Below are 24145 nucleotides of genomic sequence, written 5' to 3'. Positions count from 1 at the left end.
TGCAAGACATCAACGGGCTGGAGCCGTTGTGTTATTGGGCAGGTGCCCCTTCATTATGTGAAAGGGCATTTGCTGGATGATGGATCGTATCGAGCCAGAACTTGTGATTCATTCACTGCCAGACGATCAACGAAAAATACTTGTCAAATTGATTTGTGAGGGCGCAACACAGAGCTGACCTGGGCCTGGGGCGGTGTAATTGCACATCGCGTAGTTGTTGGGGTGAGGGTTTATCCGCGATTCGAGGACCGTCAACGTCATCGCCACTGCAGTGATCGATAGCAAAACGACGAACATGTTCTCAATTCTTATTTTTGTTTTCATGCTGACTCCAGTCTGCAAACGCAATCGTGAAGGTTTTTAGTGGAGCGCCCTGTCTATCCTGTATCGATTAGAAATTGCTCCATCTACAGGCTACGTGGGCGCGTATTTCCTGGAATCGTCTAAATGGACTACTCGTTCAAAGGTTCTGGGTTTGGTAGCGCGTAGGCGATTATGTAATCGCCCAAAGTGGTTCCCATATGGGCATGCCCGCCAGCGGCAATAATCACGTACTGGCGTCCATCATGTGATGAGACATAGCTCATCGGCGTGGCTTGGCCACCCGCGGGAAGGCGGGCCTTCCAGAGTTCTTTGCCTGTTTTAGTCTCGAAGGCGCGTAAATAGTTGTCGGTGGTTGCACCAATGAAAACCAGGCCGCTGGCCGTCACTATCGAGCCACCCTGATTCGGCATCCCCAGTTTCAGGGCAATACCGAGCGGGGCGTTGTCCTGGGTCGTGCCCAGGGGGATCTCCCACAGCCGTTGTTTGGTTTTCAGGTCAATGGCCGTCAACACCCCCCACGGTGGTGGGGTGCAAGGGATGCCTAACGCAGAAAGGAAAGGAGTGTTCTGCACTGCGTACGGGGTGCCGTATGACGGGTTGTACTGGGCCACACCGGCTTTTTCCTGTCGATCGGACTCGTCACGGGGGATGAGCTTGACGATGGAGGCGATTCGGTTGGTGTTGGCGATCAGGATCTGACGCTGCTCGTCCACTGCAACGCTGCCCCAACTGCTGGCGCCCAGGTTGCTGGGGTAATTTACGGTACCTTGCAGTGATGGCGGAGTGAAGATGCCTTCGTGGCGGTAGCGACGGAACTCGCGCAGGCACAAATAGCGGTCGATGGGTGTCAACCCCCAGATATCCTCTTCCGTCAGCACGGTGGGATGCAGGGACGGCATGTCGCTCGAGAACGGCTGAGTGGGTGAAGCTTGGTCGCCGGGTGCAGGGCCGCCGGGTACCGGGCGCTCACTCACGTTGCTGAGTGGGGTACCCGTGCGACGGTCGAGGACGAACAGTTGGCCAGTCTTAGTGGTCTGGATGAGTGCGGGGGTCCCGTTGAGCTCAGTCAGTACCGGCTGGGAAGCCACGTCATAGTCCCACAAGTCATGATGAACGGTCTGAAACGCCCAGCGGACCTTACCAGTGCTCACTTCCAGTGCGACTACCGAACTGCTGTAGCGTTCCTCGCTCGGACTGCGCTCTCCACCGAAATAGTCAGGCGAACGGTTGCCGGTCGGGATGTAGACCAAACCCAGTTGTGGGTCTGCACTGAACACCGACCAAGCATTGGCCGAGCCTCGGGTGTATGTATTTGCACTCTGATCGGCTTCAATGGCGCCGGAGTCCCAAGACCAGAGCGGCTTGCCTGTACGGGCATCAAAAGCCCGGACCACTCCGCTTGGTACATCGGTTGACTGGTTATCAAGTACCAGACCGCCGACCATCACGCTGTCACCTACTACAGTGGGGGGGGAGGTGACGCTATAAAAGCCTGGCTTAATGTTACCTAGGTGTTCTAGTAGTGACACGGTGCCATTGACGCCGAAATCGGTGCAGGGTTTACCGGTTTGGGCATTCAGTGCCAGCAACCGTCCATCCAGCGTGGCCGCTAGAATTCGCGTCGGACAGGCCAAGGGAGAATCATTGACGGAATTGGCGGGAGCATCGGCGTGGTAAGCCACGCCTCGGCAGGTCACTAGATAATGTCCTGAGGTATTGCTCTGCGGATCGAACCGCCAGCGCTCTTTGCCGCTGTCGGCATCGAGGGCGATGATGACGTTGTGCGGTGTGCAAAAATACAGGCTGTTATCGACTTTCAGCGGTGTGGCTTCAAATGCCGGCAAGTTCTTTGCGTCCTGCGTTGCCAGATCGCCTGTACGGTAAGTCCAGGCTACTTGCAGATTTTGCACATTTTGCGGTCCGATCTGTGTGGCCGGTACAAAGCGCGTACCAGACTGCGTTCGACCGTAATGAGGCCATTGGTCATTCGCGGGTATTTCGGCAAGCGCCATGCCAGCAAACGGCAGCAATAGGCCGGCGACAGCCCGGCGACGAGGCGCCGTCAGCTTGAAAAAAAGGTGCATGCAAGGCATCCAGTTCTTGAAGTTATTTGGCTTCGGTACCGTCATCCCAAGGGTGGGCAAGGCCTGGATCGGTTTGAATAATCAGCTGTTTGAGCAAGTTTTTCAGGGAGACGGTTTCCCAATAGCCGAAGCGGTCGAGTACGTCCGCCTCCAGCGCCTTGGCCGCAGCGATAATGCGTAAGGTTGAGTCGCGGCCTACTTCTGTGAGGTAACAGGTAGTGCCATCGAGTCGCACGAAGCCCTTATCGCGCAGGCCTTGCAAAACTTGCTCGTTGGCCTCGAAGCCGGTGTACGAAAACAGACTGTTGAGTTTTTCAAGGCTTCGCCCGTCTTTCACGCTGAGCACACTCAGGAAAAAGTACTCGGTGTCGTTCAGGCCATAACTCAGCGCGTGTTGGCGGATCTGGCTGTAGAACTGGAAGTGTGCACGTGCGAGCAGGTAGCCAATGAAATCCTCGCTGAAGCTTGAGTCCACATCGGCTCCGGGCGCCATCGACAAGGTTGCGCTTTTACGGGTAGCGACGGCGTATTTCCCTGCCTGAAACACCAGCGGCGCAACAGGTTGGTGGTCGAACTCGATCACTTCACCGACGAAAATAATGTGATCGCCGCCTTCATACATAAAGGAAGTCTTGCACTGCATGCGGGTGCAACAGCCGTTAAGCAGAGGCACGCCGCCCAGTCCGAGGTCTATATCGACGCCGCTGAACTTGTCGTCACCACTTTTGGCGAAACGGTTCGACAAGGCTTCCTGTTCGGCCGAGAGAATGTGTACAGCCCAGTATTCGCTGGTTTCGAAGGCCTCTAGATTGCGAGAACTCTTGGCCAGACTCCACAGTACCATCGGTGGATCCAGTGAGACTGAATTGAAACTGTTGGCAGTGATGCCGACCGGAGTGCCATCCGGCGCGCTGGCGGTGATGATGGTGACGCCGGTGGTGAAGGTGCCGAGAGCGTTGCGAAATTCGCGTGGATCGAACTGGGTTTTAGCGTTCATGGTGGGCCTCACGGATCTTGTTTTTGTCAAAAGTGATGGGCGCAGAGGAGGGCTCGTTCAATTGGCCAGTTTTTGCGTGATAACCAACTGAAATGCGCTATTCAATGGTTCGAGGACGGCGCGCCACTCATGGGGGCCTTTCTCTATCGGGTGCACGACCAGGATGTCGTCTGCAATCAGTCGATCAACGACAACCTCGATATCTCGCTCGACCTGGATAATCAAGGCTGGTTTATCAATGATGCGTTCGGCGTCGCTGGCAAGAGTGAGACTCAAAGGGGATGATTCAAAGGCGGCGTAGCGGTCGGCATCACGGAATTTCAGCGCCAGTCCCAGGATGTCCTGAAGCAGGTGCAACGTTGAATCCAGGTTTGCGACGGGCAGTAAGAGGGCATTGAGCTTCATGGCACTAACTCCAGCGGTGATGACCCTAGCCTACGGAGTCCCCCCTCTGGATTTCATCGTCCGATGAGACTAGCCGGCGAGTCCTTTGCCGGTTTTCCGCCGTTTTAGGCAGATGAGCACCGACATCGTCCAAATGAACGATTGCCGCACCGTCCAGGACGCCTTAATTTCAATTAGCATTCCGCAGACTTTGTAGGATTTGATGAGGTAGGATCGTAAGAAATAACCTTGACGTTGCGTCATCACTGGAAGTGTCGAGCTCCACAATAAAAATAAGCGGGAGAAAAGCATGAGACTCGTTTGGCCTGAACCTGTATCGCACAGCGATGTTTGTCATCCCACCTGTGAACCTGCCGACATGAGCGAACAACAAGAGGGGGCTGCCAGCCCTGACGTTTTTTCACGCAGCCGTATGGCCCCGGCAAAGTTCAATGAGCTAATTTCGCTAATTTATGAAGGTCCCCTGGAGACCTTGCCTTGGGCGAGTTCACTCAGTCTTTTGCGCGACCTTCTGGATGCAAATTGGGTCACGTTGATCTTGCGTCCTGCCTCGGAAAGAAATGATGCGTTGATTATCAATGCCGGCCCCAAAGGCCCGTTTATGGAGCAAGGCAAATTTTCCAGCCGTACCGCTTTTACTCTTGATCCCTTTGTGGGCTTACCGCCAGACAAGGTTCTGACGGTGGAGGAGATGATCGGTGCCGGCGATTGGCATACCAGCGACTTCTATAAGCAGTTTGTAGAGCCCTACGATATACGTTATCTGTTGGGGTTCGATATCTATACCAAAGATGGTTCTGAGTGCCGTTTCCGTGTCTGTCGCAGCCACGCGTCGCAGCCGTTTTCCGATCGGGATCGTGCGGTGTGCGAGGCTCTGTTGCCACATCTGAAGCGCTCCATTGAACTCCACTCCCGACTGGATCACATAGAGTCGGAACGCCGCCTGTATGCCGGTGCTGTGGATCGCATGATGCTGGGTACTGTGGTGTTCGATGAGACCGGCACCATCATGAAAACCAACAAAGTGGCCGATGAAATTCTTCGCGCGCATGACGGTATCCACATGTCGAACGGGACACTGGAGACCAAGTATTCGACTGAAAATCGCGCTCTTCAACAATTTATTCGGCAGGCACTGGAAAACGCCACCCATCTTCCGCAAGCGATGTCGATCACCCGACCATCGGGATTGGCCAAATATGGCGTGGCAATACGCTCGGTACCTCTGAGCGAGTGGTCGGAAGGACGACATCGGCCAGCGGTTATGGTGTTTTTGCGCGATCCAGAGCACAAATCCCAGGCTTCGCCGGACGTGATTCAGTCGCTGTTCGAATTGACCCCGGCCGAAGCGGCTCTGGCGCTGTTGCTGGCTGATGGCATGACGCTGGAAGAGGCAGCGGATGATCTCAATATTCGTAAGAACACAGCGCGAGCGCATCTACGCTCGATTTTTTCCAAGACTGGGGTTACCCGTCAAACAGCTCTGGTGCGTCTGCTGTTGGGCAGTATTACACCCAACAACGATTGAGCCGGATCAGTCGATAGAAAAACGGCCTCTCAAGAGGCCGTAAAACGTGTTTGGAAAAGGTCGGCAAAGCGATCGAACTCAACGTGTGGTAAATCGTTGATGCCGGCTGCCCCGCGTCGACCTCCACCTGTGGGGAACTCTCTACAGAACTCATCAGCACCCAGACTACTATTGGCGGGTACCCGGACGCTAACGGTGAAACCGCCTTTGGATTTTGGCGACAAAATGGCGATGGCGTGCCCAGGTTGAGCCAGCATCAGCTCGTTGGCCAACACGCCAATTGCCCGACGAGCCCAGGCTGCGTCCGGTAGCATGACAATCGACGTCGTCGGCCCCTGCCGCACTGGCTGTAGCTGACGGGCTTGCTCCATATCGGCCTCATACCCGGCGCTTAATGCTGCAAATGCCTTTGAGTTGTGGACGAACTCAAGTGGATCGCCATAGGGGCGCATCTCTTGAGCCAGCAATGCAGGATCGAAGTGCAAGTCTTCGATACTCTCACCGTAGGCGTTGTAGTTCAGGTAGATGCCTAGCTTTTCCAGGGTCGCTCGAGCGGTGGCGTCGAAGCCGGCCGCAATCGCCATTGCGTTGGCTACCTTTGGCAGGCTGTCACCGTATGCAGCCGTGATGGCCCATGCGCGATAAGCGCCTTCCAGATGACGGTCAACTAAAATGCTGGTGCATACGTCGCCCGCTGTGTCGATGTGTGATGTGAAACGTTCATGGTCTGGTTGTTCACCCGCGAAGTGGTGATCGAAGTACCGAACGCGAACACCGTTGTCGAGCAGCCTGGTCAGACCTGCACGATTGGTATCCAGGGAAATGTCTAATGCAACCACCTCGTCACCGACGCCGGCCTGGACTCGATCCAGCAGCTTGATGTCGCGTTTGACCCCCGTTATCAGTTGCGCTTCCTGCGGATCGGCAAGGCGCAATTGCTGGAGCGCACAGAGCCCATCTGCATCACCATTGAAGGCATAAACCACACTCATCCGAAAATCCTCAACGGTTATCCTACTTGCCGGCGGCATGCAATGCTTCGGCGTGCTGTTTCAGGCCATTGGCCACGGCATCGAAATTCTGTTTCACCCAAGGCCCGAAGGTCTGCATGATGTTGTCAGCATTGAGCCCCAGGAAAATGTCGGTGGTGAAATACCGGCAGCGTTCGGTGCCCAGGCTTTCGATGTACTGGTCGCGACGGGCAGCATCCTTGGAGTCCGCATTCGGTCGTTGCTCCCAGGACAGCAATTGGTTGGGCTCGTACGCAACCAGGTGCTCCACCACGCAAAAACGCGCCCCGGGTTTGGCTGGGTCGGGGATGTATAGATTGACCGGGGCGCCCAGTTGCAAGCTTGACTCGACGGCTACAGTGAAGGGATTCCATCGGTGGTATTGAGGGAGATCCACCAGAATATCCCAGACCAGTTCGGCAGGCGCGTCGATCTCGACCACCACGGATGTGACAATATTTTTTGCCTTACTCATAGGTTCAGCTCCAGTGATTCAGGGCGCCATGAATTCGCCGCCATTGATGTCGAGCCAGGCGCCAGTGATGGCCTTGGCGTAGTCGGATACCAGAAACAGCGCGCCCTTGGCGCAGTCGTCGTCGGTCGGGATATGTCCCATGGGAATATTGACCGACACCGCCGAAACCTGCTCTTGCACGCTAATGCCCTGTTCTTGCTCAATGTGCTGCATGTATTGCTCAACCGGTGTACCCCACATCCAGCCCATGGCCGCCGTGTTGACCCGCACGCCGAACGGCGCATATTCCTGCGCCAGATACTTCACTGCAGTGGCCAAGGCACCTTTCGACGCGGCGTAGCCACCTTGGCCAACCAATGGTTTGCGGGTCACCAGTGAATTAATCATTACCATGGCGCCACCACCTTGGAGTTTCATCTGTTTAGCAGCCTCCAGTGCGAGATTCATCGTGCCGAAGACATTGGTCTGGAAAATCTCTTGCCAGCCTTCAGTGCCGGCGTTTTGCAAATTATCCATGACATTGCCGGGGTTATAGGCGCTGTTGACCAGACAATCCAGCTGACCGAAATGCGCCACCGTCTTTTCTATCAGGTTGCGACACTGGCCGGGATCGAGAATGTCGGTCGGCACTTTGAGTACTTCACAAGGTAGCTGCAAAGCATCGATGCGGGCTTGCGCATCATCCAGTTTGGCCATGCCTCGCGCCGCCAGTACGACGCCGCGCGCGCCTGCTCGCGCAGCCTCAATGGCCAGTTTTACGCCAAGACCTGGACCTATCCCTGAAATGACTACGACTTTGTTCTGCAGAATCATGTTGACAGTCCTTGACGATGGTTACGCGCTCTTCTCCAGGCGCGGGAGGATGTGGCGCGCGCGGTAGGCGGCGAAGTCTTGTTCGAGCTGTTCCTTGGTCAACCCCATCTTCTCAAGGGAGTACTCATGTGCGGCCCGTTTATCCCGGCTGCTGGAGGACAACCATTGCTGCATCAGTTGCTCGACTTCCGGCGTCAGCTCGACACCGATGAAGGGATAGATGAGCTTGATGACTTCCAGAGGGCGAGCGACGGCGTCCAGATACCAGACGTCGAGAAAGCGGTCCTTGGGTTGGTTGTCGCGCACGGAAAGGGCATCACGCAGACCTTTGGCGAATTTCGCTGACCAGATGCTTGCCGCTTTTTTCGGGTCGGCCTTGTCGCTGTAGACTCCCCAGATGGTGTAAGCGAAGCTGCTCATCGAAGGAATGGTTTCCAGCGGATCACGGTGCGTCTGAATGACTTTTACACCCGGGAATACCTTGAACAGCGTGTCCATGGCGTGAGTGTGGTGCGGTGCCTTCATGACCCAACGTTGTGCCACTTCCCCGCGTTGACGCTTTTGCCATTGCAAGAATTGCAGCTGTTTTTTCAAGTACACATAGGCTGGGGTTTGATCCTGACGACCGAGCCAATCGGTGTAGTCGGGGACGTTGGCATAGGCGTACATGGCACTCAGGAACGAGTGCTCCATTAGCACGACTTCTTCATCGCACAACTCGGCATCCAATGGATGCATGGTCAGCAATTCCGGCATGGCCTCGATCATCATCTTGACCTCAGCCTTGCCCAGGGCAATCCGCGGGTCCGGTTTGCCGGCCTCGGCAGTGGCCAGTGGTGCCGGATAGCGGACTTCCCACCAGGCTGGCGTGTAAAAGCGCGGATCCCGCGCCAGAACCCGATGCAGCATGGTAGTGCCGGTGCGCGGCAGACCCACGATGACTACTGGATCTGCAATCGTCTCATTCAGAATCTCAGGGTGTCGCTGCACATAGTTTTCCAGCACCAGACGCGAGCCCAAGCTTTCGACCAGGCGTTCGGCGAACATTTGGCTGCCGATAATGGACAGCTGGCCGTCTTTTTTAATCGAGGCCAGCAGCACGTCCAGACCTTCACGAAAACTCGGGTCGCCGAAATCATTCAGGCCGTTATTGCGATTAATCGCCTCGGCGAGCAGGGCCTCGGCGTCAAGCGGGGGGGTAGTGGTCATGTTCTAGAGTCCTAGTGGCAATTCGTTGAGCTTCACCACGTACGTTCTGGGGTGAACCTGTTCTTTTGAGCCTATCCAGCGAAAGCACATCGTGCCGTCGTCATGGCCTGCGGTTTCCAGCCAATTTGAGGTGCCCGGATCACGATGAGCGATCACCAGGGTGACGCTGCCGTCAGGGTTTGGCTTGGCGGAGTGTTGATTGAGTGAAATTCGGAAGTAGCGATAGTCCAGCGACTCCATCCAGTAGTTGTTGACCTGAATGTTCCAGTATTCGCAGTTCGGGATACGGTCGAGATGAATCACCAGCGCTTCGTCTTCAGCCAGTTGCCAGCGCGAGTGGTAGTAGAAGATGTTTGGGTCGCCACCAACGGATTGGCAGAGCGTTTGGTCGGCAGGGGGCAATTGATTGATATGCCCCTCGTAGCTTTGCGCCCAATTGGCAAAGGTGGTCGCAGTGTTTTCGACAAAATGGGCGGCTTGAACCAGATTGTTGCGCAGCTTCCCCGGGTTGATCGGGAAGGGTTTGCCGTCGGCGTCGATACGCTCGATCTTCAGTTGGGCAGGTTTCTCATTGGCCCGATCAAGGAACACCTGGCGTATCAACAATTGAATGCTGTCGGGAGCGATTTTCAGCCAGTTGCCCGGTTGCGGGTGTTGGCTGATGACTAGCTCGAAACTTCCGTCTTGCGCGAACGTCAGGCTGTTGCTGTCGATGAAACCACCGGGTTCTAGCTTGCCTGACTTGTCGTAGCCGCCGCGCTTGGTGCTGAAGTTAATCGAGGCGGCCGATCCACGCAGTCCACTGACCCGATAGGTGTACTGACCATTAATGCGTGCAGCCAGATACCCCATGTCCGGATTGTCCGCGCCGATTTTCGCGGTCTCGTGGGAGGGCACCATAAAGGTCGGGAATTGCTCGTCACCGCCTTCGACAAACATCTCAAGACCGATGCGTGCCAAGCGGCTCAGATAACGCATACCTTCTGCTTGGTTAAAGTCGTCTTGAGGCGCCTCCTGGCGTTGCAGCTGCAGACCTGCGCGCTTGAGAGTGTCGCAGTACAGTTCCCAAGTGCGAATGTTTTCACTCTTTGCCTCTGTCAGGTCTACCACACGGGCTTCCTCGATCTGGTTGGTATGTCCGCAGAGTAGAAAACCTGTCAACAATGCTCATCGTCCTTTCGGACTAACTATCCGCACGGGTGTCGCGGATTGTTTGCCAGGCGCATGGCAACCCGGAGAGTGTTCTGAGTGACACCGCGGTTGGTGGTGTTCGCAGCGGTGTGAGGCAGGGAGGAGGGGTACAGGAACGGAGAAAAGACGGACTCAGCGCCTGCGTGGGGGCGCCGAGTCCGGAGGGAGGGACGTGTCAGGCGCTTTTGGCGATGGCTTGTGCTTTGTCGCGGGCACGGGCCATGTCCATGGCGGTGTCCTCGATCATGTCTTCCTGACCGCCGACCATGCCGCGAGCGCCCAACTCGACCAGAATATCCCGGGCGCTGACACCGTATTTGGCTTCGGCGCGCTTGGCGAACAGCAGGAAAGACGAGTAAACCCCGGCATAGCCCAACGTCAATGAGTCGCGGTCGATGCGTACCATGTGATCCATCATTGGCAGTACGATGTCTTCGGCAACGTCCATGATTTTGTAAAGATCGACACCGGTTTCGATGCCCATCCGATTGCACACGGCAACGAACACCTCTAGCGGTGTATTGCCCGCTCCGGCGCCCAGGCCATTGGTCGAACCGTCTATACGTACTGCGCCAGCTTCGATGGCGGCCAGAGAGTTGGCAATACCCATCGCCATGTTGTGGTGGCCGTGGAAGCCGATTTCGGTTTCCGGTTTAAGCGCCGCACGCAGTGCGCCAATACGCTCGGTCACGTCCCCAGGAAGCATGTAACCGGCTGAGTCGGTGGCATAAATGCAGTTGGCGCCATAGGACTCCATCAGCTTGGCCTGGGCAACCAACTGCTCGCCGGAGACCATGTGCGCCATCATGAGAAAGCCCACGGTGTCCATTTCCAGTTTTCGAGCCAATGCGATGTGTTGTTCCGAGACGTCGGCCTCGGTGCAGTGTGTGGCAATGCGGATTGTATGTACGCCCAGATCCTTGGCCATGCGCAGGTGATCGACCGTACCAATACCCGGCAGCAGCAGGGCTGATGCCTTGGAGTGTTTAAGTTCGCCAATCACCGCGCTCAGGTATTGCTCGTCTGTATGGGCCGGGAAACCGTAATTCACCGACGCACCGCCCAGGCCGTCGCCATGGGTGACTTCCAGCAGCGGCATGCCGGCATCGTCCAGGCCGCGAGCGACCGCACGCATTTGTTCAAGGCTGATCTGGTGACGCTTGGGGTGCATGCCGTCGCGCAGAGTGTTGTCGTGCAGAATGATTTTCTTGCCTTGCAGGTTCATGTCAGGCCTCCAGCGCGGTCTGGGGTTCGAGGTTCAAGTTACCGTTGAGGATTTCCTCTGCGAACATCTCTGCAGTTCGGGCTGCGGCGGCAGTCATGATGTCCAGGTTTCCGGCGTACTTGGGCAGGTAATCCCCCAGACCCTCGACCTCCATGAAAATCGACACGCGATTGCCATCGAATACCGGGCCGTTCTTGAGGCGGTAACCGGGCACGTACTTTTGCACGTCGGCGATCATGGCATTCACCGAAGCGATAATTGCCGCTTGATCAGGTTCGGACTCAGTCAAGCAGTGGATGGTGTCACGCATCATCATGGGCGGTTCTGCCGGGTTGATGACGATGATCGCCTTGCCTTGTTTTGCGCCTCCGACACGTTCGATGGCGCCGGCAGTGGTACGGGTGAATTCATCGATATTCTTGCGGGTGCCCGGGCCGACTGAACGAGAGGAAACGGTCGCGACAATTTCACCATAGGCAACCGGTTGTACCCGTGAAACCGCGGCGACCATCGGGATAGTCGCTTGGCCGCCGCAAGTCACCATGTTCACGTTCATTTGCCGCTGTCCGACCTGTTCGCGCAGGTTGACCGGTGGCACGCAATACGGTCCGATCGCGGCCGGGGTGAGGTCGATCATTAACACGCCAAGCGCATTGAGCTTTCGCGAGTTTTCGGCGTGCACGTAGGCTGACGTGGCATCGAAAGCGATCTGAATACCGTCCTCGATCACATGGGGCAATAGCCCGTCTACGCCGCGGTCCGTGACCTTCATGCCCATCTCGCGAGCACGCGCCAGACCTTCGGATGTGGGATCGATACCCACCATCCAGACGGGTTCGAGCACAGGGCTGCGGCTTAGTTTGTAGAGCAGATCGGTGCCGATGTTGCCTGGGCCGATCACTGCACATCTGATTTTTTTCATGTTGCACCTCCTGAAACGTGATGGGGGGCGGTCATCAGTCGATGAAACTGACCGAAGCTGCGCCTAATCCTTCAATGGTGAGCTCGAATCTGTCACCGGCGCTGGCAGGCACCAGCGGTGCGAGAGCTCCGGACAAAATGATTTCCCCGGCACGGAATGGAATGCCGAAGCGTCCCAGGGTGTTGGCCAGCCAGGCCACAGCCTCCGCTGGATGGCCCTGGACTGCGCTACCCAGTCCAGAACCCGCGGCGAGTCCATTGCGCAACACGTCGAGACGGACGCTGGCCAGGTCTAATTCGCGAGGTGCGGTGCGCTTATCGCCGAGCACGAAAACACCGCACGAAGCGTTGTCTGCGACCGTGTCCTGGATGCGGATTTTCCAGTCGGTGATCCGTGAGTCGACTATTTCGAAGCACGGAAGTACCCATTCGGTGGCATCCAATATGTCTTCACGAGTGACGTTGCCGTGAAGGTCTTCTTTGAGGATGAAGGCGATCTCGCCCTCTGCCCGCGGCTGGATCAGGCCGGATTTACTCAGACTGATGCAGGCTCCGTTTGGGTAGTGCATTGCGTCGGTCAGAAACCCAAAGTCCGGTTGATGCACATCCAGCATGTCCTGCACGGCTTTGCTGGTGACGCCGATCTTTTTGCCGACCAATTGTTCGCCGGCGGCGATACGGCGTTGCAGCATGTGCAAGGAAATGTGGTAGGCGTCGTCGATGCTGATCTCGGGGTGGTGCGTGGTCAGCGGTGAGAGTGTCTTGCGCGCACGCAGCGCGGCATACAACTCGTCACCCAATTCACTGATGAGGTGCTGGTCCATGGAGAATCCCTTAGCCGTTTTGCAAGAAGTCGAGGCAGGTCCGATTGAACAGGTCGCGATGCTCGACCATGACCCAATGCCCGCAGCGGTTGACAAGGACAAAGCGTGCATCCTGGCAATGCGCCAGGATTTTGTGCGCGCCTTGGGCTGGGCAGAATTTATCGTCGCTGCCCCAAAAACCAAGCACCGGGCAGGTGATTTCAGCCAGGCGCTCACTCATATTGGGAACGCGCATGGTCGAGAGCACGCTTTTGGGTTGAAGCGCGCAGATCGGGACGCGCTGATCAAGCAACTCTTCGGTGATCAGCGATGAGTCATAGACAAGAATGGAGAGCAGGCGGCGCATGCCTTCACGGTCCAGTGCCCCATCGGCGAAGTCGCGCATCATTTTCTGGATGCCTTCCATCTGGAAGTACACCTCGCGCTCCTCCAGCCCGCCCGGTCCCATCAGGATCAGCTTGCTTACCGCCTCAGGAAAGTCGAGCGCATATTTGATTGCAATCGCGCCACCCAGTGAATTGCCAATCAGTACGCAGCGCTGCACATCCAGTGTCTGCAGGAACTCATGCAAGGCACTGACGAAGAAGTCCAGCACATAGTCGACGTCTTCAGGTTTGGACGACAAGCCATAACCCGGGAGATCGGGAACCAGCGTCCGATAACCGTGCTCATTGAACCATGGGTAATTGCCCTGGAAATTGCTATAGCCGCTGGCGCCCGGACCGCTACCGTGAATGAACACCAACGTGTCACCCTGACCGTCGTCCTGATAGTGGATATCCAGACCGCTGGGTATGCGTATTTGTTTGGCCGATGGAATAGGAGTCATCTGGGGCGCCATAGGTTAGTCCGTTGGTAGCGTGTGACAACTCATGATCGAGTGGTCATTTCAGCTTCAACGATATCTTCAATGTGCGCCCGGGTTGAGGCATCGTCTGTTCAGACTAAGAGCCGAGATAGTGGGCTTTTTCCTTCGTGAAGAACGCTTCTATTCCGCGACCGAAATCCTCGGTTTGAGTGCACGCGCAAAATCCTTCACGCTCGGCGTCCAGTTGCTCCTCAAGGCTACGTTGAAAGGCGTTTCGCAGCAGCCGTTTGGTTTGCCCTAGCGCGAATGTCGGGCCCTGTGCCAGGCGATTGGCCAAGCGTTCGGTTTCAACCTGGAGCTGATCCGCGGCAACCTTTTTTCCGATCAAACCCAGACGCAATGCTTCGTCGGCATCGAACGGCTCACTGAGCAGAAGCAGTTCCATTGCTTTATGCAGGCCGACCAGCCTTGGCAGATGCCACGAGGCTGATGCATCAGGGCTGGTGCCGATCGAGGCATAAGCCAGGTTGAAGCGCGTGCCCTGCGCGGCCAGAACAAAATCACAGGCCAACGCGATGCTGACGCCAGCGCCTGCGACGGCGCCATGTACGCTGGCAATCACCGGTTGTGACAGTCCGGTCATGATTGCCAGCGCCTCATGTAAGGGTTCAATCAGTGCCTGGGCATTTTCCAGCGGGTTTTCTCGCAGGCTGGCAAGATCACCCCCAGCGATGAACGCACGGCCGGCGCCCTTGAGGATAACGACACGAATATTGCTAGAGGCAGCGATGGTCCGCATGGCGTTGCGAAACGCCAGAGCCATGGGGACGTTAATTGCATTCAGTGCCGCAGGGCGATCAAAAAGAAGGTGAGCAACCGGACCGTCCAGGGTCAACGTCAATGGTGCATCCTCACTGTTCATTGCTGATCTCCTGCGAGGGGATGGGACGGTAAATTCGGGGTGAAGTAGGCTGCGCAGGCCGCGCCTCGGGTTTTGGCCTTATCTAGTTCATCCTTGGCGACGGTGCGCAGATGCACCTCGTCCGGGCCGTCAATGAAGTGCAGCGCGCGCCCCCAGGTCCAGAGGAATGCGAGCGGGGTATCGGCGGTCATGCCCATTGCACCAAATACCTGAATGGCACGATCCAGCACGCGGGTTTGGAGGCGTGCGGCGACCAGTTTGATGGCCGAGACATCGACGCGGGCACTGTTATTGCCCAAACGATCGATAGTGTCCGCCGCGCGCAGCACCAGGAGGCGTGCCTGATCGATCTCGACTCGCGACTCGGCAATCCAGTCACGCACATTGGAGAAATCTGCCAGGTGACGACCGAAAGCTTTGCGCTCCAGAGCGCGGGTGCACATCAATTCAAGCGCCAGTTCGCACTGACCAATGGTGCGCATGCAATGATGAATGCGTCCCGGTCCCAGACGTGCCTGGGCGAGGGAAAAGCCGCCGCCTTCCTTGCCCAGCAGGTGATCAAGGGGAACACGAACGTTGCTGAGCAATACTTCGCAATGCCCCTCTACGGCATAGTGATGCATGAGCGGCACGTTGCGCACGATCTGGACGCCGGGAGTGTCCATTGGTACAAGGATCATCGAGTGGTTTTGATGGCTGCTGCTTTCATCGGCATTGCGGCCCAATACGATCATCAATTTGCAGTTCGGGTGCAGAGCGCCTGTTGTGAACCATTTGCGCCCGTTGATCACATACTGCTCACCGTCGCGCTCAATGCGCGTGGCGATGTTGGTGGCATCAGAGGAAGCGACATCCGGCTCGGTCATGGCGAAACAGGAGCGAATGTCACCTTCCAGCAGCGGCTTGAGCCAACGCTGGTATTGCTCGGGGCTGGCCGCGAGGTGCAACAGTTCCATATTGCCGGAGTCTGGCGCATTGCAGTTGAACACCTCGGCAGCCCAAGGCAGTCTGCCCATGATTTCCGACAGCGGCGCGTATTCGAGATTGCTTAGCCGGGTGCCTGGCTCGTCCGATCGCAGGGCTGGCAGAAACAGGTTCCATAGCCCTTCGTCCTTGGCGAGAGCTTTAAGGTCATTGATCAGCTCGAGTGGGTAAATACCTTGTTCAGCCTGGTGATGCCATTGGATGTTGGCCGGCAGCAAGTAATTATCGTAGAACGCTTGAAGGCGTTGTTGCAGTTGAACGACGTGGGGCGGATATTCAAAGTTCATGGGCGGGTCTCGACTGGTCAAATGACAATGGCGTTATCGAGCAGCTCAAGGCCGCGTCGGGCGAAAACTTTTCCCAAGGGGCCGACACTTGCGGCGTTCTCCGAAGCTGCGCTGCCGGACCGTGCCCGAGCTGCTATGCCTTCGAAAATCACCGCCAGGCGAAACAGCGCGAAAGCGAAGTGAAAGGTTTCGGCCCCTCGATTGCGTTGGGTGGCGTGGTAGTACTGCTGCAAATACTCTGCTTGCGAAGGTATGCCCAGTGTCCGCAGATCCAGGCCGCGGATGCCGCCATACTCAGACGGCAAGGTGTGCCAGGCGATGCAGTTGTAAGCCAGATCGGCAAGTGGGTGGCCGAGGGTTGAAAGCTCCCAGTCGAGCACGCCGGTGACTCGCGGTTCGGTGGGGTGAAACATCAGGTTACCCAGTCGGAAATCGCCATGGCATATCGTGGTTTCATCGTCTTGGGGTAAATTGACGCGTAGCCAGGCCAGCAGGTTGTCAAGCTCGGGATTATCGTGCTGGTTAGCCATTTCCCATTGCGTACCCCAGCGCGCCAACTGTCTGGAAAAGTAATTGCCTTCTCGGCCATAGTCAGAAAGACCGATCGCCTGCCAGTCAACTTGATGCAGCTCTGCTAGCGTCCGGGCCATGGATTCATACATGGCTCTGCGATCGTCGGGTGATACCCCGGGCAGGCTATATTCCGGAAAAACGCGCCCCTGGAGTCTTTCCATTAAATAGAAGGGCGTTCCGACGATGTCGGGTTCTGCGTGATACAGAACTGTCTTTGGCACTGGGACCCGGGACTGCGCAAGTGCGGTCATGACCCGGTATTCACGATCAACCGCGTGAGCCGATGGCAGGATCTCGCCACTTGGTTTTTTGCGAAGTACCAGTTCGCGATTGTCAAAGGTGACAAAGAACGTCGGGTTGGACTGGCCACCACCGATGCGCTCAAGGCGCATATTCCCTTGCAGCCCGCTGATCGTGTCCTTGAGGAAGGCCTGGAGCTGTTCGGGATGAAATTCGGTAATGTTTGAGGTCTTTTTTTTTGTCATTGTAAGCACTTCTCGGTGGGACTGGATCAGTTGACACCGCTGCTGGGGGTCGATCTGCAATTGAGCCCGTTCATCAGCAAGTCGATGCATTGGTTAGCGATGTCTTCGGCCCTGAGGGGGCCCTTGGGGTCATACCAACGGGCAATCCAGCTCAACGCACCGGCGATGGTGAAGGCTGCGATTTTTGGATCGCAGGGCATCAAGACCCCGTCGGCTATACCTTGCTGAATCAGGCTGCGGAACTTGAGATCGATGCGACTCTTGAGTCGTCGCAGTTTGCGGCGACTTTTCAAAGGCAAGGGGTCTTCACCGACGCGAATCAAGCACATACCGAAATCCATCGTCACGATCTCGGCGTACTTGCGCATCACGGCGATCAGGTTTTCCTTTGAATCGCTACCACTCTGAATTGCTTCGTTCGAGGCGTTCTCTAACATCTCCAGACCGATACGTACGCATTCGAAGAGGATTTCATCCTTGTTCTTCACGTAGTAATACACCGTTGGCTTGCTCACATTCAGCCGCTCAGCCACTTCGTCAAGGGAAGTGGCATGAAAGCCTTTCTCGTTAAACAACTCGGCTGCCGTGCGTAGTACAGCATCGCGTTTGTTTTCTCGCTCGGTCAGGCGGTCCTGCTTCTTTGCCCACGGTGAGCGATTGTCGATGGTGTTCGTCATGGAAATCCCTGATCAAACGAGTTGCGGCTGAATGACATCGTTGCCCGAAAGCCACTCGACCCAAGAGGTCGCATCCGTGCTTTCAAGGAAATAGCTTACTCGCGAGTAGGGGGCTTCAAGAATAGTCTGAACAGACGATGCGGTCGGATGATGGAGGGGCGAACACTTATAGCAACTGCGGTGCTGGCGCTCGATTTTTCCAAGGCTATTGCTCGATCTATACGCCGCGATAATCCAAAAAAACAAGAAAATGCGAGGTCTGTGATGAAGGCCAGTTTGTGCCTTGTAACGCTCGAAAATGGGTCAGCGAAGCCCACGGGCTGCCTCGCCACCATGGAGCAAGAGGAGCCGCAGCGTCATGAGTGCTGAACGAGTTGTCAAGTCTTCGCCTGATTGCGCATTTGAGGCGCATTTTACCGATGCCTTGCAGATGTTCGATGCCGCCCGCGACAAGGCTCCACAGGCCGCTGCCGTGCATTATTTCGACACGACGCTTAGCTACGCCCAACTGGATCGGGATGCCAATGCGTTGGCGGCATTCTGGCAGGAGCAAGGTGTGGTCGCTGGAGATCGTGTCGGGTTGTTCCTGCAAAATGTGCCGCAGTTTGTGATTGGCTTGATTGCCAGTTGGAAGCTGGGGGCAATTGCTGTGAGCATCAACCCGATGAACCGGGCTCGAGAGCTCTCGTTATTGCTTGAGGATAGTCAGGCCAGAGTGTTGATGTGCCATGACTACCTCTACCATGAGGTGGTGTCTCAGCTTGACCATCGTCCCGACAACTTGCTGTTGATTGTTGCGGGTGATCATGAACTTCAGAACCGCAATGATCCGCGTATTTTCGGAGTGCCCTCGGCACCCGCGGGCGAAGGCTTTTTCCTGCGCGACATTACTGCGGCGTGGGCCGATGCCAAGTCGGTTCGTACACGGATCAAGAGCAGTGACATTGCCACTATTGTGTACACCTCGGGAACCACCGGTCTACCCAAGGGGGTTGAACATAGTCATGCGAGTTATGCCTTTAACAGCGAGGCTTTTCGCAGCTGGGCTGCTCTGGATGATGGTGTGCCGATCCTGGCGATGGCTCCCCTGTTTCACGTCACCGGACTGATTCTGCATATCGGCGTCGCCTTTGCCTGCTCCGCTCCTCTTGTGCTGACTGCTCGCTTTCATCCTGAGGTTTTTGCCGAAGCCGTGCAGACATATCAGGCTGCATTCACTATCGGTGCCATCACCGCGTTCATTGCACTGCTTAATGCTGACAAGGTTCGTCCAGAACAGCTTGCGTCACTGAAAAAAATCTACTCAGGTGGCGCGCCCATTCCTGAAGCAGTGGTCATTGCTTTCCGGCAAAAATTTGGGCACGACATCCGAGCGGTCTATGGACTGACTGAAACCACTTCTGTGGCAACGGCAGTGCCTCATGATCGATTGGCAGTGTGTAACGAAGAGGGCGTGTTGTCGGTTGGATTACCCATTCATGCTACCCACCTGCGTATTGCCAATGAGCAGGGCCAGGCACTACCGACGGGCAGCATCGGGGAGATTTTGATTCGTGGCCCCCAGGTTATGCGTGGCTACTGGCAACGTCCTGAGGCGACTTGCGAAGTCATGAGTGATGGTTTTTTGCGTAGCGGCGATGTTGGGTATCTGGACGCTGAGGGTTGGCTTTTCCTCGTTGATCGGATGAAGGACGTCATCATCGCCTCCGGCTTTAAAGTCTGGCCACGAGAAGTAGAGGACGTTCTTTACGGCCATCCTGACGTGCGTGAAGTCGCTGTAGTTGGAGTGAAAGATGACTATCGCGGAGAGAGCGTAAAAGCCGTCGTTAGCCTGAAGGCGGGCGCCCAGGTCACACCTGAACAACTTATTGTTTTCTGTAAATCACGCATGGCTGCCTATAAATACCCACGGCAAATCGAGATTCGCGACGATTTACCCAAAACCACCAGTGGAAAAATCATGCGTAAGGAATTGCGCTGATGGGCACGCCATATCCAACTTTTAGAAGGGATGAGTCCATGAAAGCAGCCGTTTTTCACGACCCTGGGCATATAGAAATGAATGCGCGGGCGACAGTGCCGCAAGTCGCACCTGGCGAAGTGTTGATACGCGTGGAGGCCTGCGGCATTTGCGGCAGTGACCTGCATATGTTCCGCACCGACGCCCATCGCAAGCAACTGGTGCGTGTCGACCCTGAAGGGCTGGAGATTCCTGGGCATGAATTCAGTGGGGTGATCACTGCGGTTGGGGAGGGGGTGGTCGATTACAGCATTGGTGAGCGTGTGGTAGGTGTGGGAATGGGGGGAATGGCTGACTTGGTGCCCGTGCCTGTCAATCCGTTTCAGCTGGTGCGCATTCCCGAGAATGTTTCTTTCGCTGCTGCGGCGACCACCGAACCCTTGGCCGATGGCCTGCAAATGATCCGCAAGGCCAACCTGAAATCGGGCGACAACGTTGTAGTTTTCGGGGTGGGCATTATCGGTCTCGGGGTGATTCAGGCGCTCAAAGTGCTGGAAGTCGACGTCGGGAAAATTGTCGCCATCGATGTGTCTGATGAGCGCCTGGCTATGGCCTTGGAGATCGGGGCGACCGATACGATCAATCCCCGACACCAGGACCTGCTCACCGCGGCCAAAGCCATCTGTGGCTTTCTGCCAATCACTTATCCCGAGATAGAGCCCACAGATATCAGTGTTGTCTTCGAGTGTGCCGGGTACCTGAAACACATGACCGGGCCGGCACCTCTGGAGTCGGCCCTGCGCATGGCACGTCCGGGCGACGGCAGGGTCATCTGCTTTGGCGCCTACGAGGACCGGTTGAACATCGACATGATGCCGATGATTAACAAGCAAATCAGTCTGTTTGGCTCCAATGGTTACGCGGCCGAAGAGCTGGAACTGGCCTTGCAGTTGATGTCTGAAGGCAAGCTTGACCGTGAACGTTTGATCTCCCATCAGTTTGCACTTGCCGACGTCAGCCAGGCCTTTGAGGTCCAAGGCAGCGGGCAAGCGATCAAGGTCATGCTGCTGCCCAATCGAGAGACGCTTTGAGCCTGATTCAATCGCGTTTCACAGTACACATAACAATAAATGGAGAGAGACGATGGCCCTGCAATCGCTAGGTGAACGTATCGCTGACCTGTTAGTTGCCGAAGGCATAGACAAGTTTTTTTCACTGCCAGAAGTCACTTTCGGCAAGTTGCATCATGCACTGCATGATCGTGGTGTCCCATTGATCGCTCCCCACCATGAAACTGCCAGCGGCTTCATGGCTGAGGCCTATGCCGCGTTCACAGGCAATATTTCAGTGGTGGGCGCCAACTGTGGCCCCGGCGTGATCAATCTATATTCGGCCATCGCCAACTCATGGGAGGAGCACCTTCCTGTGTTGTACATCGGTTCCGAACGCACGTCGTTGGCGCGTAATTCTCCCCGTCGCTCGAAATTCCAGTGCCCACCGAGCATTGAAGTGGTCAGACCCATGACCAAGTTTGCCGCAGTGCTGGAGAATCCGATGGAGGCCGATGAACTCTTTCATGAGGCTTTCCGGCAATTGCGATCCGGTACTCCGGGTCCGGTCTACATTGGTCTGCCCTTTGATATGTTGTTGGAAGATCGCGATTTCGGTGAGCTAGTGCCTCCGCAGCATTATCGGCCGACGACATTCGAGGAAACTGTCAGCGACGCGCAGATCGAAAGAGTCGCATCGATGTTGGTTCAGGCCAAATCGCCTTTGCTGGTTGGCGGTGCCGGGATTCGTAACTCGGGTTCCCAAGCGCTGTTCGATGAGCTGGTGCAAACACTGCAAGCACCCGTAATTCTCACTGCATCCGGCCGTGGGGTGTTGGCGGATACACATCCGTATGTGTTTGATCTGGGTCTTGAACCAGCGGCAAGCATCAGCCGCGATGCGGACATAATTTTCGCGATCGGAACCCCCATCGGTGAGAAGTTGGGTTTTGGCGGTTACGCCTATTCAAATGAGCAGAAGGGCTTTCCGAATTATTTCGGTAAACAAGGGACTCAGCGTTGGATTCAGCTAGATCTAGACCCACATAACATTGGTCGCAATCGTCCGGTGGAGGTTGGCCTGGCGGGTGACATGCGGCAGATTTTGCCGCGGTTGATCGCTGCGCTGCGTCGCCATCAGCCACTTCAGCACAACGCCCAAGTGGAGCGCTGGCAAGCCGAGCGGCAAAGCCGTTATGCCGATTTCTGTGCTCAGGTCGCGACCATCTCGAGCACGCCGATTCATCCGGGGCGCGCAGTGCTCGAAGTCCAAAAGACCCTGCCTGAAGACGTTGTCCTGATCAGGGACGGTGGGGCATTCAGTATCTGGATGCACAACTATATCCAGCATTCGCTGGGTGGGTTCATGTTTGCCGGCAAGCTGGGCAATCTGGGGACAGGCCTGCCTTACGCGCTGGGTGCGTCACTGGCCGAAGCGAATGCTGACAAGCGTGTCTGCCTGATCACCGGAGATGGTGCTTTCGGCTTCTACCCGATGGAGTTTGAAACGGCGGTTCGTTATCAATTGCCGATCGTCATTGTGGTGGGTTACGACCAAGGCTGGTCTCTGGAGGTGCCTTACTACATGCATGTCTGCGGACGCACCTTCGAGGTCGATCACGCCTTTGTCCGTCTGGATGACATGGCCCGAGCCATGGGTGGACATGGCGAATTCTGTGAAACCGCTGAACAAATCGCTCCGGCCATGGAGCGGGCTTTTGCCAGCGGAAAACCGGCCATCGTCCAGGTGGTGATAGATCGCGAGGTAAATGCCTACCAAATGCCCAATACCCATCTCTGGACACGCTGGCACGCTGACAAAGCGGTCTACAGCGACGAGTGATTGCAAGCATACGTAGCGCCGCTCTGTGCGGTGCTGCGGCCAACCGTTTGAGCAGGGCATCCCCATGAGTACTCAGGATACGCAACAACTCACTCGAAACTATCGTTGGATGTCCAGCATCACTGTGCTGCTGGGCACCATTGCCTTGGGGTTTTCCGCGACCATGGTGATGGTGGCTTTGCCGGAGATGATGGCCGCCTTCAATGTTGGTCAAGAGGTCATTCAGTGGCTTGCAACTGGCTTTCAGGTCACTGCAACCACCTCAATTCTGGCCACTGGATGGCTTACGGGGCGATTTGGTCTGCGGCGTGTTTACGTATTTACCCTGTTGCTGTTCGTCGGTGTTTCGCTGCTAGGCGCTATGAGCTGGAATGCGCAGGTGGCCATTTTTGCTCGCGTCATGCAGGGCATTGCGATGGGACTGGTCCCTGCGGTGGCACTGATCACTATTGCCCGAGTGTTCCCGCCACAAGCCGTAGGGATGGCCATGGGAGTCTTTGGTGTCGGCGCGGTGCTGGCGCCTGCCATTGGCCCTGCAGTTGGCGGTGTATTGCTGGGGCCATTTGGTTGGCCTGTGATTTTCCTGTTTCCGCTGCTGTTCTGCTTACCTGCGCTGTTACTGGCGTTCAAGTATGTACCCGAGGCGGACCCAACCATCGTTCACGGTCGATTTGATTGGCTGGGAATGTTGCTGCTGACAGTCTTCATTTTCGCTCTGCTGAACATTACCGGGTTAGGCCTGAGCAAAGGATGGACAACCTGGCAGACGTTGGGATGCCTGGCACTGACGCTGGTCAGTCTGGTCTGGCTGGTGTTCTGGCAACTGCGCTGCAAGGCCCCACTGGTCGAACTCAGTCTGTTTCGTAACCCACGCTTTTGGGCCGTGTTTCTGGTGGCGGTACCTTATGGGTTCTGTCTATACGGCACGAGCTATTTAATCCCGTATTTCCTTCAAAGTGCCGCGGGTTACTCGCCGGCAGATTCCGGCGCAATGCAGGTTCCGGGGGGCATTATTCTTGTGCTGGTCATTTTCAGCGCGGGTGCCTTATGCGACAAGCTCAGCGCCCGAACGGTGACCATCGGTGGTTTGTTTTTGTTTGCGCTAGCGAGCATCGGCTTCACCTTTACAACTGCTGTGACCGGTTTCTGGGTGGTTGCCGCTTGGTTCACGCTTAGCCGTGTGGCGATGGGGATGCTGATTCCCTCTACCACTGTCGCCGCCATTCAGTCGGTTCCGCCTGCGTTGCTGCCTTATGCCTCTACCACCATGAACTTTTTCATGCAGTTGGGCGGGGCGATCGGAATCAATGTGTTGGCGATCCTTTACCAATGGCGGCTGGAAGGGCATGCCATAACCAATGCTTCGACGGCAGCGTTTGAAGCCTTTCATGAGTGCTTCTGGTTGGCGGCATTGTTGATGCTGTGTGCGCTGCTGCCGGCGGTATTCATTCGCAAGTCCCCCCGGATCGAGCCGGCAGCCGGTTCTGATGCAAGCAAGATTCCCTCTTGTCCCTGAACAACAAATTGGGGAAACACACCCCGAAAATGAAA

General features: G+C 56.2%; 21 protein-coding genes. 5 read left to right on the top strand and 16 right to left on the bottom strand.

What is annotated here, in order from left to right; genetic code table 11:
• Positions 1-452: 452 nt before the first annotated feature.
• Genes KW841_RS03620 through KW841_RS03610 form a run of 3 tightly spaced genes read right to left on the bottom strand, consistent with a single transcriptional unit; the run spans position 453 to position 3810 of the window.
• Positions 453-2408, bottom strand: a complete 1956-nt coding sequence (locus KW841_RS03620) for a pyrroloquinoline quinone-dependent dehydrogenase (RefSeq protein WP_218473600.1) — start codon at positions 2406-2408, stop codon at positions 453-455.
• 22 nt (positions 2409-2430) lie between these two features.
• Positions 2431-3405: a flavin reductase gene (locus tag KW841_RS03615; protein WP_218473598.1), complete on the bottom strand. Its 975-nt coding sequence runs from the start codon at positions 3403-3405 to the stop codon at positions 2431-2433.
• 57 nt (positions 3406-3462) lie between these two features.
• Positions 3463-3810 carry a VOC family protein gene (locus KW841_RS03610; RefSeq protein WP_218473596.1) on the bottom strand — a complete coding sequence of 116 codons (348 nt, stop codon included), beginning with the start codon at positions 3808-3810 and terminating at the stop codon, positions 3463-3465.
• A gap of 289 nt (positions 3811-4099) precedes the next feature.
• Here KW841_RS03610 and KW841_RS03605 point away from each other — a divergent pair, with 289 nt between their 5' ends.
• On the top strand, positions 4100-5338 hold the full coding sequence (locus KW841_RS03605; RefSeq protein ID WP_218473593.1) for a helix-turn-helix transcriptional regulator: 1239 nt from the start codon (positions 4100-4102) through the stop codon (positions 5336-5338).
• 29 nt (positions 5339-5367) lie between these two features.
• Here KW841_RS03605 and KW841_RS03600 read toward each other — a convergent pair whose 3' ends face one another.
• The 13 genes from KW841_RS03600 to KW841_RS03540 all read right to left on the bottom strand — a co-directional run bounded on the left by KW841_RS03600 (position 5368) and on the right by KW841_RS03540 (position 17742).
• Positions 5368-6330, bottom strand: coding sequence for an acetyltransferase (locus tag KW841_RS03600; protein WP_218473591.1), 963 nt, complete (start codon positions 6328-6330; stop codon positions 5368-5370).
• 22 nt (positions 6331-6352) lie between these two features.
• Positions 6353-6823 (bottom strand): SRPBCC domain-containing protein, encoded by a 471-nt coding sequence (locus KW841_RS03595; protein ID WP_218473589.1) that lies wholly within the window; start codon positions 6821-6823, stop codon positions 6353-6355.
• Between the two features lie 18 nt (positions 6824-6841).
• Entirely contained in the window at positions 6842-7636 is a 795-nt protein-coding gene (locus tag KW841_RS03590; protein WP_218473586.1) for an SDR family oxidoreductase, read from the bottom strand.
• 21 nt (positions 7637-7657) lie between these two features.
• Entirely contained in the window at positions 7658-8845 is a 1188-nt protein-coding gene (locus tag KW841_RS03585) for a sulfotransferase (protein WP_218473583.1), read from the bottom strand.
• A gap of 3 nt (positions 8846-8848) precedes the next feature.
• A complete protein-coding gene (locus KW841_RS03580) occupies positions 8849-10009 on the bottom strand; it encodes a DUF1214 domain-containing protein (RefSeq protein ID WP_256357695.1) in 1161 nt (386 codons plus the stop codon).
• 202 nt (positions 10010-10211) lie between these two features.
• Entirely contained in the window at positions 10212-11261 is a 1050-nt protein-coding gene (gene dmpG, locus KW841_RS03575) for a 4-hydroxy-2-oxovalerate aldolase (RefSeq protein ID WP_218473581.1), read from the bottom strand.
• A 1-nt stretch (position 11262) separates the two neighbouring features.
• Complete coding sequence (locus KW841_RS03570; protein WP_218473578.1) at positions 11263-12183, bottom strand: acetaldehyde dehydrogenase (acetylating); 921 nt, start codon at positions 12181-12183, stop codon at positions 11263-11265.
• 34 nt (positions 12184-12217) lie between these two features.
• On the bottom strand, positions 12218-13006 hold the full coding sequence (locus KW841_RS03565; RefSeq protein ID WP_218473575.1) for a fumarylacetoacetate hydrolase family protein: 789 nt from the start codon (positions 13004-13006) through the stop codon (positions 12218-12220).
• A 10-nt stretch (positions 13007-13016) separates the two neighbouring features.
• Positions 13017-13835 (bottom strand): alpha/beta fold hydrolase, encoded by an 819-nt coding sequence (locus tag KW841_RS03560; RefSeq protein WP_218473573.1) that lies wholly within the window; start codon positions 13833-13835, stop codon positions 13017-13019.
• A gap of 115 nt (positions 13836-13950) precedes the next feature.
• Positions 13951-14736: an enoyl-CoA hydratase/isomerase family protein gene (locus KW841_RS03555; RefSeq protein ID WP_218473571.1), complete on the bottom strand. Its 786-nt coding sequence runs from the start codon at positions 14734-14736 to the stop codon at positions 13951-13953.
• Positions 14733-16007 (bottom strand): acyl-CoA dehydrogenase family protein, encoded by a 1275-nt coding sequence (locus tag KW841_RS03550; protein WP_218473569.1) that lies wholly within the window; start codon positions 16005-16007, stop codon positions 14733-14735. The genes KW841_RS03555 and KW841_RS03550 overlap by 4 nt, the downstream gene beginning before the upstream one ends.
• A gap of 17 nt (positions 16008-16024) precedes the next feature.
• Positions 16025-17065 carry a phosphotransferase family protein gene (locus tag KW841_RS03545; protein ID WP_218473567.1) on the bottom strand — a complete coding sequence of 347 codons (1041 nt, stop codon included), beginning with the start codon at positions 17063-17065 and terminating at the stop codon, positions 16025-16027.
• 26 nt (positions 17066-17091) lie between these two features.
• Complete coding sequence (locus KW841_RS03540) at positions 17092-17742, bottom strand: TetR/AcrR family transcriptional regulator (protein WP_218473565.1); 651 nt, start codon at positions 17740-17742, stop codon at positions 17092-17094.
• Positions 17743-18100: 358 nt separating this feature from the next.
• Here KW841_RS03540 and KW841_RS03535 point away from each other — a divergent pair, with 358 nt between their 5' ends.
• The 4 genes from KW841_RS03535 to KW841_RS03520 all read left to right on the top strand — a co-directional run bounded on the left by KW841_RS03535 (position 18101) and on the right by KW841_RS03520 (position 24110).
• Positions 18101-19723: a class I adenylate-forming enzyme family protein gene (locus KW841_RS03535; RefSeq protein ID WP_218473563.1), complete on the top strand. Its 1623-nt coding sequence runs from the start codon at positions 18101-18103 to the stop codon at positions 19721-19723.
• On the top strand, positions 19723-20793 hold the full coding sequence (locus KW841_RS03530; protein WP_218473561.1) for a zinc-binding dehydrogenase: 1071 nt from the start codon (positions 19723-19725) through the stop codon (positions 20791-20793). Before KW841_RS03535 ends, KW841_RS03530 begins: the two co-directional genes overlap by 1 nt.
• A 52-nt stretch (positions 20794-20845) precedes the next feature.
• Positions 20846-22594 (top strand): thiamine pyrophosphate-binding protein, encoded by a 1749-nt coding sequence (locus tag KW841_RS03525; RefSeq protein ID WP_218473559.1) that lies wholly within the window; start codon positions 20846-20848, stop codon positions 22592-22594.
• Between the two features lie 64 nt (positions 22595-22658).
• Positions 22659-24110 carry a DHA2 family efflux MFS transporter permease subunit gene (locus tag KW841_RS03520; protein WP_218473557.1) on the top strand — a complete coding sequence of 484 codons (1452 nt, stop codon included), beginning with the start codon at positions 22659-22661 and terminating at the stop codon, positions 24108-24110.
• Positions 24111-24145: the final 35 nt, after the last annotated feature.

Source organism: Pseudomonas sp. PDM28 (assembly GCF_019219115.1).
GTDB lineage: Bacteria > Pseudomonadota > Gammaproteobacteria > Pseudomonadales > Pseudomonadaceae > Aquipseudomonas > Aquipseudomonas laurylsulfatiphila.
Note: the sequence above shows the minus strand (reverse complement) of the source record. Positions and strands in the feature narration are given on the sequence as shown.

Excerpts from the sequence above, each read along its gene's own strand:
- KW841_RS03545 (WP_218473567.1), bottom strand. The coding sequence starts at position 17,065 with ATGACAAAAAAAAAGACCTCAAACATTACCGAATTTCATCCCGAACAG.
- KW841_RS03595 (WP_218473589.1), bottom strand. The coding sequence starts at position 6,823 with ATGAGTAAGGCAAAAAATATTGTCACATCCGTGGTGGTCGAGATCGAC.
- KW841_RS03585 (WP_218473583.1), bottom strand. The coding sequence starts at position 8,845 with ATGACCACTACCCCCCCGCTTGACGCCGAGGCCCTGCTCGCCGAGGCG.
- KW841_RS03615 (WP_218473598.1), bottom strand. The coding sequence starts at position 3,405 with ATGAACGCTAAAACCCAGTTCGATCCACGCGAATTTCGCAACGCTCTC.
- KW841_RS03535 (WP_218473563.1), top strand. The coding sequence starts at position 18,101 with ATGAGTGCTGAACGAGTTGTCAAGTCTTCGCCTGATTGCGCATTTGAG.
- KW841_RS03530 (WP_218473561.1), top strand. The coding sequence starts at position 19,723 with ATGGGCACGCCATATCCAACTTTTAGAAGGGATGAGTCCATGAAAGCA.
- KW841_RS03570 (WP_218473578.1), bottom strand. The coding sequence starts at position 12,183 with ATGAAAAAAATCAGATGTGCAGTGATCGGCCCAGGCAACATCGGCACC.
- KW841_RS03590 (WP_218473586.1), bottom strand. The coding sequence starts at position 7,636 with ATGATTCTGCAGAACAAAGTCGTAGTCATTTCAGGGATAGGTCCAGGT.
- dmpG (WP_218473581.1), bottom strand. The coding sequence starts at position 11,261 with ATGAACCTGCAAGGCAAGAAAATCATTCTGCACGACAACACTCTGCGC.
- KW841_RS03605 (WP_218473593.1), top strand. The coding sequence starts at position 4,100 with ATGAGACTCGTTTGGCCTGAACCTGTATCGCACAGCGATGTTTGTCAT.
- KW841_RS03540 (WP_218473565.1), bottom strand. The coding sequence starts at position 17,742 with ATGACGAACACCATCGACAATCGCTCACCGTGGGCAAAGAAGCAGGAC.
- KW841_RS03525 (WP_218473559.1), top strand. The coding sequence starts at position 20,846 with ATGGCCCTGCAATCGCTAGGTGAACGTATCGCTGACCTGTTAGTTGCC.
- KW841_RS03565 (WP_218473575.1), bottom strand. The coding sequence starts at position 13,006 with ATGGACCAGCACCTCATCAGTGAATTGGGTGACGAGTTGTATGCCGCG.
- KW841_RS03560 (WP_218473573.1), bottom strand. The coding sequence starts at position 13,835 with ATGACTCCTATTCCATCGGCCAAACAAATACGCATACCCAGCGGTCTG.
- KW841_RS03600 (WP_218473591.1), bottom strand. The coding sequence starts at position 6,330 with ATGAGTGTGGTTTATGCCTTCAATGGTGATGCAGATGGGCTCTGTGCG.
- KW841_RS03610 (WP_218473596.1), bottom strand. The coding sequence starts at position 3,810 with ATGAAGCTCAATGCCCTCTTACTGCCCGTCGCAAACCTGGATTCAACG.
- KW841_RS03620 (WP_218473600.1), bottom strand. The coding sequence starts at position 2,408 with ATGCACCTTTTTTTCAAGCTGACGGCGCCTCGTCGCCGGGCTGTCGCC.
- KW841_RS03550 (WP_218473569.1), bottom strand. The coding sequence starts at position 16,007 with ATGAACTTTGAATATCCGCCCCACGTCGTTCAACTGCAACAACGCCTT.
- KW841_RS03520 (WP_218473557.1), top strand. The coding sequence starts at position 22,659 with ATGAGTACTCAGGATACGCAACAACTCACTCGAAACTATCGTTGGATG.
- KW841_RS03555 (WP_218473571.1), bottom strand. The coding sequence starts at position 14,736 with ATGAACAGTGAGGATGCACCATTGACGTTGACCCTGGACGGTCCGGTT.